Source organism: Micromonospora nigra (assembly GCF_900091585.1).
Classification (GTDB): domain Bacteria; phylum Actinomycetota; class Actinomycetes; order Mycobacteriales; family Micromonosporaceae; genus Micromonospora; species Micromonospora nigra.
Genome location: NZ_FMHT01000003.1, coordinates 3,499,879 through 3,511,581, shown reverse-complemented (window position 1 = coordinate 3,511,581; position 11,703 = coordinate 3,499,879). Strand labels below are relative to the sequence as shown.

At 71.0% G+C, this 11,703-nt stretch carries 12 protein-coding genes; 3 read left to right on the top strand and 9 right to left on the bottom strand.

Annotated elements, in window-relative coordinates; translation table 11 throughout:
• Positions 1-218: 218 nt before the first annotated feature.
• Positions 219-992 (top strand): SDR family NAD(P)-dependent oxidoreductase, encoded by a 774-nt coding sequence (locus GA0070616_RS15135; RefSeq protein ID WP_217628198.1) that lies wholly within the window; start codon positions 219-221, stop codon positions 990-992.
• A 225-nt stretch (positions 993-1,217) separates the two neighbouring features.
• Entirely contained in the window at positions 1,218-2,054 is an 837-nt protein-coding gene (locus GA0070616_RS15130; protein ID WP_091090838.1) for an inositol monophosphatase family protein, read from the top strand.
• Positions 2,055-2,102: 48 nt separating this feature from the next.
• Here GA0070616_RS15130 and GA0070616_RS15125 read toward each other — a convergent pair whose 3' ends face one another.
• The 3 genes from GA0070616_RS15125 to GA0070616_RS15115 are packed head-to-tail and all read right to left on the bottom strand — an operon-like array spanning position 2,103 to position 5,199.
• Entirely contained in the window at positions 2,103-2,639 is a 537-nt protein-coding gene (locus GA0070616_RS15125; protein WP_091082397.1) for a YbaK/EbsC family protein, read from the bottom strand.
• 53 nt (positions 2,640-2,692) lie between these two features.
• Positions 2,693-4,003, bottom strand: a complete 1,311-nt coding sequence (locus tag GA0070616_RS15120) for an MFS transporter (RefSeq protein ID WP_091082394.1) — start codon at positions 4,001-4,003, stop codon at positions 2,693-2,695.
• A complete protein-coding gene (locus GA0070616_RS15115; RefSeq protein WP_091082392.1) occupies positions 4,000-5,199 on the bottom strand; it encodes an ATP-grasp domain-containing protein in 1,200 nt (399 codons plus the stop codon). The genes GA0070616_RS15120 and GA0070616_RS15115 overlap by 4 nt, the downstream gene beginning before the upstream one ends.
• 598 nt (positions 5,200-5,797) lie before the next feature.
• Between GA0070616_RS15115 and GA0070616_RS15110 the strand changes: the two genes are divergently transcribed.
• On the top strand, positions 5,798-7,243 hold the full coding sequence (locus tag GA0070616_RS15110) for a D-glucuronyl C5-epimerase family protein (protein ID WP_175440085.1): 1,446 nt from the start codon (positions 5,798-5,800) through the stop codon (positions 7,241-7,243).
• A 4-nt stretch (positions 7,244-7,247) separates the two neighbouring features.
• Here the strand turns inward: GA0070616_RS15110 and GA0070616_RS15105 are convergent, their stop codons facing one another.
• The 6 genes from GA0070616_RS15105 to GA0070616_RS15090 form a co-directional block, all read right to left on the bottom strand.
• A complete protein-coding gene (locus tag GA0070616_RS15105; protein WP_091082388.1) occupies positions 7,248-8,321 on the bottom strand; it encodes a fatty acid desaturase family protein in 1,074 nt (357 codons plus the stop codon).
• 28 nt (positions 8,322-8,349) lie between these two features.
• Entirely contained in the window at positions 8,350-8,508 is a 159-nt protein-coding gene (locus GA0070616_RS28150; RefSeq protein WP_175440084.1) for a hypothetical protein, read from the bottom strand.
• A gap of 180 nt (positions 8,509-8,688) precedes the next feature.
• Positions 8,689-8,862: a hypothetical protein gene (locus GA0070616_RS28145; protein ID WP_175440083.1), complete on the bottom strand. Its 174-nt coding sequence runs from the start codon at positions 8,860-8,862 to the stop codon at positions 8,689-8,691.
• A gap of 148 nt (positions 8,863-9,010) precedes the next feature.
• Positions 9,011-9,568, bottom strand: a complete 558-nt coding sequence (locus GA0070616_RS15100) for a DUF5994 family protein (protein WP_139128900.1) — start codon at positions 9,566-9,568, stop codon at positions 9,011-9,013.
• Complete coding sequence (locus GA0070616_RS15095) at positions 9,565-9,984, bottom strand: lipopolysaccharide assembly protein LapA domain-containing protein (protein WP_175440082.1); 420 nt, start codon at positions 9,982-9,984, stop codon at positions 9,565-9,567. The genes GA0070616_RS15100 and GA0070616_RS15095 overlap by 4 nt, the downstream gene beginning before the upstream one ends.
• Before the next feature lie 228 nt (positions 9,985-10,212).
• Entirely contained in the window at positions 10,213-11,625 is a 1,413-nt protein-coding gene (locus tag GA0070616_RS15090) for an FAD-dependent oxidoreductase (RefSeq protein WP_091082382.1), read from the bottom strand.
• Positions 11,626-11,703 lie beyond the last annotated feature (78 nt).

Genomic DNA, 11,703 nt, shown 5'->3' with positions numbered 1-11,703 from the left:
CGGAAACCCGGACGCAATAGTTCGTCACCGTCAGGTCCGGATCATTCGTCGAGGTCACGACGCCCGTTACCGACAACAGGGCTGCGCGGTTTCCGACGGCCATGAGATCGGAGAGCCGCCCACCGTAGAATCCACGCGTCGACCTGCGGATGCCTGCTAGGCGAAAGTGACCGGCGGCGTACCCCGTGCCGCCGGCGATGGTGGAAAGGGAACGTACCGTGGAGGCGTTTCTCAGTGTCCTGTTCTCCCTGCGGGGGCGTACGGCGGTCGTGACCGGGGGAAGCTCGGGTATCGGGCGGTCGATCGCCGATTCGCTGTGCCGCGCCGGTGCGCGGGTGGTGCTCGTGGCCCGTCGCGCGGCGCCCCTGCGGGAGGCGGTGACGGCGCTGCACGGAGCCGGTGGCACAGCCGACTGGATCAGCGGCGACCTCGGCGACCGGGCCGGCACCCATCGGGTTGTCGACATCCTGCTTGAGCGGCACGGCACTCCGGACATCCTGGTCAACGCCGCCGGGATCAACCTCCGACCACACCTCGACCAACTGACCGAACAGGACTGGGACCGCACGATGAGGTTGAACCTCGATGCCCCCTTCGTCCTCGGGCAGCGGCTCGGGCCCGCGATGGCCGCCAACGGGTGGGGACGGATCATCCACATCGCGTCCCAGCAGTCGATCCGGGCCTTCGGCGACAGCGGCGCGTACGGGGTCTCCAAAGCCGCCCTCGCCGGGTTGACCCGCTCCCAGGCGGAGGCCTGGTCCCACCGGGGGGTGTGCGTCAACGCGATCGCGCCGGGCTTCGTGCCCACGCCGTTGACCGAGGCGGTCTTCAGCGACCCGGCACGGGCCGAGGCCATGGCCCGGCGCACCATGATCGGTCGGAACAGCCAGCCGGAGGACCTGGCGGGGATCGCGGTCTTCCTGGCCAGCGACGCCTCGGCCTACGTGACCGGGCAGACTCTCTTCGTCGACGGTGGACTGTCGTCGACGTGACGCGGCGAGCCGCCCCCGGCCCGGTAGCGGGCGAGGACCCGGGGGACGCGGGCACGGGGACCGGGGACGCGGGCACGGGGACCGGGGCACGGGGAGCGGGGCACGGGGACGATCATGTGGCGTCCGGAGGGCTAGGGTGACACCTGCCCTGTGAGGCGGGCCGCCGGTCCGACGACGACCGGCAGCGGCGGCCGTCCGAAACCACCTCTCGAATACCCGGTGCCGATGATTGACACGTTCACCCTGGAACAAGTGCGCTTCGCGCAACGACTCGCAGACGAGAGCCGTCGGCTGCTCGGGGCGGCGGCAGCCGGACCGACCAGTGTCGACGTCAAGAACGACAACACCTTCGTGACCGAGGTGGATCGGGCCATCGAAGCGCGACTACGGGAACTCATCGAGAGGAGTCGCCCGGGCCACGGGGTCATGGGAGAGGAGTACGGTTCGCACGGCCTGGACGCGGACGTCGTCTGGATCCTGGACCCGGTCGACGGCACCGCACCCTTCGTCGCCGGCATCCCGGTGTTCGGGACACTGATCGCCGCCAGCCGGTTCGGCAAGCCGTGGATCGGGATCCTCGACTTCCCGGCGACCGGTGACCGCTGGGTGGGCGTGCACGGCCACTTCGCGGAACGCAACGGTGTCGCCGTCCGCACCCGGCGCTGCCCCGACCTGCGCGCCGCCCTGGCGACGTGCTCGAATCCCGACTTCTTCCAGCCCGCCGAGTACGCGGCCCTGGCCCGGATCCGGCAGCAGGTTCGGTACACGCTGTACGGTGCCAGTTCCTACGCCTACGGAGCGCTGGCGAGCGGCCGGACCGACCTCGCCGTCGACAGCGGCCTGAAGACGTACGACGTCTTCGCACCCGCCGCGGTGATCAGTGGAGCGGGCGGCGTGGTCAGTCAGTGGTCCGGCGCCGAACTCGGTCTGGAGACCGACGGACGGATCGTCGCCGCCGGTGACCCGGAGCTGCACCGCGCCGCGCTCGAACTGCTCTCCCCCGGGATGGGCCTGCGTCGCGAGCCCGAGCTGGCCGGGCACGAAGCCGGTGCGCGGCGCTGAACCGGCGCAGCGCCGAACCGGCCGGGTGGGGGCGCCGATCGGTGGCCGCTACCCGGCCGGTTCGCGGTTGACCGGCGCCGGGGAGAGCCCGGACTCCGCCACCTGCGTGATCGACTCGACGCGGGGCTTCGCCGTGGCGAGATAGTCCCCGGTGGCCAGCGCGATGGTGCGGTCGAACCGCGCCGCGTTGAAGAACACCTCCGGAAACTGGAGCAGCTCCGGATCGACGAGAAGCTCCATGCGCTCGTCGAACGAGAACGGCGGGATGGTCCCGACCGGCGTTCCGGCGAGGCTCTCGGCCACCTCCCGCGACGCGAAGCCGGCGTACGTGCCGTCGTACAGGGCCTTCACCTTGTCGAAACAGACCCGTCGGTCGCCGGGAATGACCGCGGCGACGTAACGCTTGGTCTTCTTGCCCACCTTGACCAGCACGATGATGCACTTGGCGGCCTGCCGGGGGTCGTGTCCACGCAGGCGGCTCACCGTTTCGGTGACCCCCTCCGGCTCATGCGCGATGACCTGGTATTCGACACCCCGTTCCTTGAGCAACGTGGTCAGCCGATGGAACATGTCCTCGGAGTTCATCGCCGGTTCCGTTCCTGTTGTCGCTCGTCGGCGGTCGGGTGGGCGTTGCCCCGCTACGCCGGGCTGACCGCGAGCCGGTTGTGCTGAGCCCACCGCACCACGAGCGGAGTCAACAGACCGAGCCCCATCAGCAGCCCGCCGAGCGCCACCCAGCCCGGCAGCCCGTAGTTGAGACAGAAGACTGCCAGGATCGCGGGGGCAGCGGCGTTCGCCGCGCCCTGGCCGAGGCCGAAAGCTCCCGCGTACTGCCCCTGTGCGTGCGGCACCGCCAGCCCGAACGCCAGTTCGAACGAGGCGGCGGCGTGCCACAGTTCACCGAAGGTGTACACCACGGTGGCGGCGCACAGGGCCAGAAGCGCGATCCAGGTGGGCAGGCTCGCCATGGCGCCGATGAGCGCGAGGGACAGCAACAGGGCGACACCGGCCCACCGCATCCGTCGACCGGCCGCCCCGGGATCGACGACGCCCCGGCTGACCCGCACCTGGAGGGCGACGATCAACACGCCGTTGAGCAGCATGAATCCGGTGATCGCCGCGCGCGGCACCGACGTCTCGTTGGCGATCCACAGCGGCAGCGCGAAGGTGGGGATGGCGAGATGCACCGACAGTGCGCCGTTGACCAGCGCGATCGTCAGGTACGGGCGGTCGGTGAACGCCACCCAGCGATGCTGGGTGGGCTCGACGGCCAGCGGCCGGACGTGCGGCAGCCGGAACAGCACGGCGGTGGACACGACGAAGGTCACGGCACTGAGCAGGATCAGGGTGACGTAGACCGGCCCGGAGTCGAGCTGGATACCGATCGTGGCGATCAGGACACCCAGCATGACCCCCGCGTTCGAGATCGCCCGCTGGTAGGACAGGTACCAGGTGGTGCGATCACCGGCCACGGCCCGGATGAGTGGGGCGCGGCTGGCGACCGCCGCGACACCCACCAACGTGGTCAACAGCGACACCAGCGCCAACGCCCAGACCGAGCGGACGACGACGAAGCCGGCGGTCGCCACCGCCCCGCAGAGCATGGTGGCGATGTGCACCTCGCGGGGCCCCCGGCGATCGGCGATGTGCCCGGCCAGGGGGCCGGCCGCCAACCCGACCACGGCACCGATCGTCAGCCCCGCGCCGACCTGGCCCGCCGACATGCCGATGGTGCGGGTCAGGTAGAGGGTGCTGCTGCCCAGCAGCAACCCGCCACCGACCGTCACCGAGAACACCGATCCCGCCAGCAACCGCTGCGGACCCCGCGGCGGCAGCGCACCGGCGAGAACGGCGCGTACGCGTTCGCGGAGCGACCGTACCGGCCGTGGCCCGGGGCCCTCACCGGCCGGCTGCACGGGAGGCGGCGCCTGGTCCGCCAGGTTGCTCATGCCCCCTCGTAGAGCCAGTCCCGGTGCATACGCTCCGGCGAGCGCCTGCCCTGCCACGCCCACCGCTGCCCGGAGGTCAGGTTCGGCTCCGCCACCACCAGCCGGTCCTGGAACCACTCGCGCACCTGCGGCACCCGCTCGTCGAAGTCCTTGACGGTCTCGGTGACGAGGAGCACCGCACCGAGCATGTCCGCCGAGGCCGAGAAGCGCGTGTTCAGGTTCGCTCCCGGCGGAACCCACATCTGCGCGAACGCCACGTCGGGCTGTTGCAGCAGTTCGTCCGCGGTCGGATAGTCGATGACGACACCGGCCGGGCCGTAGAGGCCGGCGCAGCCGACCACCTTCGGGTGCAGCCTGACATCCAGCTTCGGCTGTCGCCCGAGCGCGCAGAGCAGGGCCGCCTCGGCGAGGTCCACGTTGAACTTGGCGTGCACCTGTTCCTGGGTCATCGCGCCACCGCGACGCGCGGCGCACTCGCTGAAGACCACCCTCCCGGTCGCCGGGTCGTGGAACAGCTCCATGTGGAACACGCCGTCCCGCAGCCCGAGGGCGGCGATCGAATCCCGTACGACCGGCTCGGCGCGCTGGTACGCCTCGGCTTCCTGGACGGTGTCCAGCCGCCGTAGCGAGATGGGCCGCTGGCCGGTGATCGCGTCCAGGCACGGCTCGCTGTAGACACCGAGGCCGAAGAACAGCACCTCACCGTCGAAGACCACACCCTCGGCCATCCACTCGTCACCGGGGACGAACTCCTCCAGCAGGAAGGTTCGGCTGGTCTCCCGCTCCTCGCGGCGCTCCCGGCTGACCTTCTCCAGATCCTTCCGGTCGCCCACCACGCTGGTGGACGTGGTGCCGCCGCCGGCGATCGGCTTCAGGACCGCGCGTTCGAACTCCCAGGGCACGTCGCTGACGTCGAAGATGTCCGGCACGACGACCGACCGGGCCACCGGCACGCCCGCCGCCCGTAGCCGGGCCTTCTGCAGGGACTTGTCGCGCATCCGCAACGCCGTGGCCGGTTCGATGACCCGGCAGCCGAGGACGGCGCCGAGCGCGGCAGCGGTCACCACCGCGAACTCCCAGGTGGTCTGGATGGCGTCGAACCGCCGGTCGGCCAGGCCCTCGCGGTGCAACGCGGCGAGCAGATCCTCGACGTTGGTCACGTCGTCGACCCGAATGAGGGTGCCCCCCTCGGGCATCCGAATACGACCGGAATCGTATGCGCCAGAATTGCAGAGCAACACGGGCTCGACGCCATGACGTTCGCAGGCACGCAGAACGTAGGGGTCAGCGCCGATCAACAGAACGGATGCGTTGCTCACGTCTTCTCCAACCTCGCCCCGCCTCGCCGCGCCTCGGCAAGCCGTGGGGATGCTAGCAGTCGACCTACAGATCTTGAAGGCCGCCAGGTCCACAGAGGTCGGTCAGCAACTCCCCCCGTTGGAGCGAACCTGACCGTGGCGCAACATCAGTTGCGGACAGCGCCGGGATGGTCGTTTCGTCGCCGATACACACGGATTCTCGCGCAGTATGTTGTCATCGACAGGGCACCGCGTGATCGCCAATTCCGCCAGGTCGGCGTACCCGTCAACTCGGGCCACCTGCACCGTCGAGCGTCGCACGCGCAACGCCGGTTGGGGAGCCCGTACGCTGTCGTGTTTCCATCAGGTGATCATGGCGGTGGGGTGCCAGCGCCTGATCATGGCCGGCACGCCGCGTCGGCCGTCCGGGTGTCTCTTTACTGACGAAATAACAATCTTAATCGGTATGTTCCCATTTGAGCCTTAGATGGTGGGCATGCGAGCACCTGGACCGAGAGCCTGGTTGTCGCTGGTCGCCGTGCTGATCGCCGGCGCGGTGCTACCCGTTCGGGCGGCCCCGGTGGAGGCGGCACAGGGCCAGCACGAGGCGCTGCCGACCTTCGCGCGGGCCGGCTTTCGTCCGCATCCCATGTCCGATGCCGCGCTGCCGTACAACGACACGCCGCTCGCGCCCCGCGTGGATCCCCACCCGCACGACGAACAGGGCGTCCGGCTGTTCCGGTACAACGGCGTCACCTACGACCACCCCGTCGCCCAGGCACAGTGGGGCCTGAGCAACCTGCGCACCTACCTGGCCAACCGCGATGCCCTCTTCCTGAACCGGGCCCTCGCCCAGGCGCAGCGCAACCTCGACCGCAAGGTCGAGTCACGGGGCGCCTGGTGGTATCCGTACGCCTTCGACTTCCCCCGGTGCGCGCAGATGCCCGGGATCCGTGCGACGTGGTACAGCGCGATGGCCCAGGGCCAACTGCTGAGCCTGTTCTCCCGGCTGCACGCCGTCACCGGCGACCACAAGTGGCGCACGGCGGCGGACAGGACGTTCCAGAGCCTGCTGCTGCCGCCGACGCCGGGACTGCCCTGGGTGAGCTGGGTGGACTACCTGGGCTACCTGTGGTTGGAGGAGTACCCGGTGACGCCGGGGGTCACCGGGGAGCGGGTCCTCAACGGCCTGGTCTTCGCCCTGTACGGCGTCTACGACTACTGGCGGGTCACCGCGGACCCACGGGCGGTCGCGATCTTCGACGGGGCCGCCACGACGGTACGCCGCTACGCGGCCGTGTCCTTCCGCGCCCCGCAGTGGATCAGCCGCTACTCGATCGGCTGTCTCCACAGCAACGCCGACTACCACCCGATCCACATCCGCCAGTTGCTCGAAACGTACGAGATGAGCCAGGCGCCGGTGTTCGCCGGCCTGGCCGACCTCTTCCGGGAGGACTACCCGGCGCCGGCGGTGTCCGGCACCGTCGTGTTCTCGGCCGGCACCCATGTCGGCTACCGGTTCACCCCCGGGGGCAGCATCGTCGGGCTGCGGACGCTGACCCTGTCCCGGCAGTCCAACGCCCACAGCGACCAACGCATCCGCATCCGCGGGCGAGGCATTCACTACCGCGTGACCAACGGGCCCCTGGCCGGGTTCCTCGTGCCGGAGGAACCCGGAAGGCGGGAGCTGCTGGGCGCGGTGGAGCAACACACCTACACCCCTGCGCGGACGTTGGGGTTCGCTCCGGGCACGTACGTCGGGCACCGGTACGACTCGGCCTGGGCGGTCAGCGAGACCAGGACGTTCACCTTCCCCCGGGCTTCCGCCGCCCCGTTCGGCGCGAGTGCCTGGGTGAACGGGCGGCTCAGCTACCAGATCACCGCGGGGGTGTACGCCGGGTTCTGGCTACCGGCGGTCGACGGGCTGACCCCGGCGCCGTGACCGGTCAGCGGGCGGACCCGGGCCGGTGTGGAACTGGCGATCCGGGGTCCGTGCGCGGCTCGCCGGCGCCGATGTCGCGCAGGTGGCGCAGCGTCTCGGCGAAGGAGCGGATCAGCGTCGTCTCGTGGTAGTCGATGCCGTGCTCGGCGCAGTACCGCCGGACGAGTGGGCGCGCCCGGCGCAGGTTGGGGCACGGCATGCTCGGGAACAGGTGGTGTTCGATCTGGTAGTTCAGGCCGCCGAGCAGCGCGTCGATCAGTCGCCCGCCCCGCACGTTGCGGGAGGTGAGGACCTGCCGTCGCAGGTAGTCGACGGTGTCGTCCGCGTCGAGGATGGGCATCCCCTTGTGGTTGGGAGCGAAGGAGCAGCCGAGGTAGAGGCCGAACAGGCCCTGGTTCACGACGATGAACGCGACCGCCTGCGCGGGGGTCAGGACCAGGAACACGGCGGCGAGGTAGCCGCCCAGGTGCAGGGCCAGCAGTCCCGCTTCGACGGGGCGGCGCACGCGACGGCGCGTACCGAAGAGCGCTTTCACGCTGTTGGCGTGCAGGTGCAGGCCTTCCAGCAGGAGCAGCGGGAAGAACAGGTACGCCTGGTGACGTACGACCAGCGCGCCGAGGCCACGCCGGCTGCGTGCCTGGTCGACGGTGAAGGCCAGGGGTTCCACGGTGATGTCGGGGTCCTTGCCCTCGGTGTTCGGGTTGGCGTGGTGCCGGTTGTGCTTGTCCACCCACCAGCCATAGCTGATCCCGGTCAGCAGGTTGCCGAGCACGGTGCCGATCAGGTCGTTCGCCCGGCGCGAGCGGGCGACCTGCCGGTGTCCGGCGTCGTGGCCGAGGAACCCGGCCTGCGCGAGTACGACCGCCAGGGCCACGGCGACGCCGAGCTGCCACCATGATTCGCCCAGCCGGACGAACAGGATCCACAGTCCGGCGTAGGCTCCGACGACGAGGCCGATGCGTACCGCGTAGTAGCCTCGCCGGCGGTCGAGGAGGCCCGCTGCCCGGACCTGCCGGGACAGGTCGGCGTAGTCACTGCCCCGTTGACGGTCTGCGCCAAGACTGGTGTCGCTCACGATGCCGCCTTCGCTGGTTTCGACGGCCGGCTCAGCGCCGCCGCCCCGACCAATCGGTCACCCGGGCCACGAACTGCTGGAGCTTCTGCTGGTTACCGGAGTCGCCCGTGCGGCGCCGGCGTCGTCGTGCCAGGTCACGTCCCCGTTGGTTGTCGAGCATGCCCTTGATCCGCTGGCCCAGGGAACCCACGGTGCACTTCCTCCCTGCCGGCAGTCGCCGGCTGGTTGTCCCGCCGCCTTCACGTTCAGTTTCGGTGATCCACCGCGCCCGCCACGGCGGTTCGGGGTTATTGCCCGGCCCGACAGGTCCGACCCACCCGCCGCCATCGTGTCGGCCCCGGCCGCGGCACGGGCCCGGCAGGGGCCACCCTCACGGCGACGGCACGTCGGCGAGATCGGCCGGATCGAGTCGAAGGGTGGCGAGCAGCCCGACGTGCTCGTCGGGGTTCACCCGCTCCGGTAGTTCGCGCTCGACCCAGTCGGCTCTGGCCGGCTGACCGCGTTCGCGGAGGACGTTGACGATCCGGTGCCTGGCGATCTTCATGGCTGCTCCCTGGTGAGGCCGTCCGCAGCGGTCGTGCTCACGGACGGCGGTGTGGACGCGCCCCTTGCGGGTGACGGCCTCGGGGCCCGGGGCTTCGAACCGAAGTCCCGGACCCCGCGCCTGCCGGCCCGGACCCGAGGTGGAGCGATCAGGCCGGGACCGGCGCTGTGGGGTGTGGATCATGCTGCGGGTGGCCGCCCTCGCTCTCCCCGCCGGTGACGTCGTCGCCAGGCCCCACCGGCGGCCGGGGGCGCGGGCCGGGCGGGATACGGAGAAGGTCGGCGGCGCGGACCGTGTTGGCGGTGCGCGAGGCCGCGACCATGGCCGCCGTCGCCGCGGCGAACGTGGCGTCGGGCGCTATCACGGCCAGGTCGATCCGCAACTCCCGCCGGCCGGTGATGATCGCCAACTCGGGCCCGAGGGTGGTGAACCAGCCCACCCGCACCACCGTGCCGGCGACGCCGATCCGGCACGGATGCCTGTCCCAGGCCGCCCGATGCAGCATGATCCGTTCGATCACGCCTGAGCGTCGGGCGGTCAGCGCGGTGACCAGACTGCACAGTTCGCGCACGGGGTCACGGGAGGTGGGCCACCAGCCACCATCGAGCATCGCACGGTGGGAGGGCGGGTCGGTCAGCCGCAGGCGTGCCGCCGGCGGCTCCGGGGTGCACACCCAGGTCATGCGGTCCTCGGCAGAGCGCATCATGACCGCGCCTCCGGCATCCCGGCCTCCGGCCCGGTTCGGCTGGCGGCCGGACCGGTGGGGGTGGCGGCCGGGCCGGGCCGGGTGGGATCGGCGGGGGTGCGGTGCCGACTGGTCGACGACCGCAGTGCGAAGATGCGCCGCAGGGTCACGTGCACGGTCACCAGCAGCACGCCGAACACTGCGGCGAGCAGCAGCGCGACGCCCATCGGCAGTTGCCCGTGTGCGCCGAAGAAGTGCACGTCCGTACGTTGGCCGTTCTGCAGGATGAAGATCAGGAGCAGCAGCAACACCAGGGCGGATGCCGCGAACGCGATCAGCGAATCCCCGGAGCGGGCCCGCGGTGCCGGGCGGGGCCTCCCGTTGATCTCGGGGCCGGACCGTGCGTCGGTGGAGCGGGCAGAGCCGGATCTGACCATCGTGGACCTCATTTCGACGGCGGTTCGCGAACAACGCGAACCGGAGCCGCCTGGGTCCGGGGCGACGTCCTCAGCCTACTCCTCCGCCGAGCTGTGCCGCCCGTCCGGATGTCGGAATAGCCGATCCTGACGAACCCGTTCGCTCGGTCAACACCCGGATGTCGAAGAGGTTCAGCGGGTGACCGCAGGTGGCCGCCTCCCACGGGGGAACGGCCACCTGCCGTCACGTCAGGCGCCGCAGCAACCTCCGGCCCCGCCGGTGGAGGCGTCGGCAGCGACCAGTTCCAACGGTGCCGACAGCAGGCCGCCGCCGATGCCGGTGGCCAGCCCACGGCCGACCGGCTCGGCGGTCGGGGCCGGGCCGCAGCAGTTGTCCCCGGTGGCGGAGTCGTCGGGGTTGCTGTTGCAGACGCCGGTCTCGGGCAGGTCGAGCTGGACGTCGCGGGCGGCCTCCCAGTCCCCGGCGAGGGCGGCGACGACGGAGCGGACCTGCTCGTAGCCGGTGGCCATGAGGAAGGTGGGCGCCCGGCCGTAGCTCTTCATGCCGACGGCGTAGTAGCCGACCTCCGGGTGGGCCAGTTCGTCGACCCCGTGCGGGGGAACGGTGCCACAGGAGTGCTCGTTGGGATCGATCAGTGGCGCGAGGGCGCGGGTGGCACCCATGACGGGGTCGAGGTCGAGACGCAGCTCGGCGGCGACGGAGTGGTCGGGCCGGAATCCGGTGGCCGCGACGACGCGGTCGACACTGACCGCCTCCTCGCCATGGTTGGCGTGCCGGACGACCACGGTCACCCGGCCGTCGGCGGGAGTGAGGGCGTACACGGAGAAGCCGGTGAGCAGCCGGATCCGGCCGGCGTCGACGTGGGCCCGCAGCCGGGAACCGAGAGCACCACGCGCCGGGAGGGCGTCGGCGTCACCGCCGCCGTAGGTACGTGTCGGCGAGGTGCCCCGGATCGCCCAGGTGACCTGGGTTCCCGGCTCGTCGGCGGCCAGTTCCGCGAGGGAGAGCAGCGTGTTGGCGGCCGAGTGGCCCGCACCGACGACGAGGGTGTGCCGCCCGGCGAACCGGTCCCGGTCGGCGCCGAGCACGTCCGGCAGGGCGTGCTCCAGGTACGCGGCGGCTGCGGTCTCACCCCGGGCGGGCAGGCCGGAGGCGCCCAGCACGTTCGGGGTGCGCCACGTGCCGGAGGCGTCGATGACCGCCCTGGCCAGGATCTCCTCGCCGTCGGCGAGACGAACGAGGAACGGCGTGCTCTCCCGGCCGGCGCTGCGGAGCCGGTCCAGCCCGAGGCGGGAGATCGCCTCGACCCGGGCACCACAGCGCAGGTGGGGCTTGAGCTGCGGTAGCTCCGCGAGGGGCTGGAGGTACCTGGTGGCCAGTTCGGTGCCGGTGGGCAGGGCCTCCGGGTCGGGCGCGACCCAGCCGGCGTCGTCGAGGAGCCGGCGGGCTGCGGGGTCGATGTCGTAGCGCCACGGGGAGAACACCCGTACGTGGCCCCACTGCCGTACCGCCGAAGCGGGGGTGGCCCCAGCTTCGAGCACGGTGAAGGGCAGGTTGCGCTCGTGCAGGTGCGCGGCGGCGGCCAGACCCACCGGACCGGCACCGATCACCACGACGGGCAGGGCGTCCATGGGATTCATCAGACAACTCCTCTGTCTTGACGTTCGTCGAATCAAAAGGGTGTACGGGGCCACGGCGCCCGGCAAACTCAGCCGATC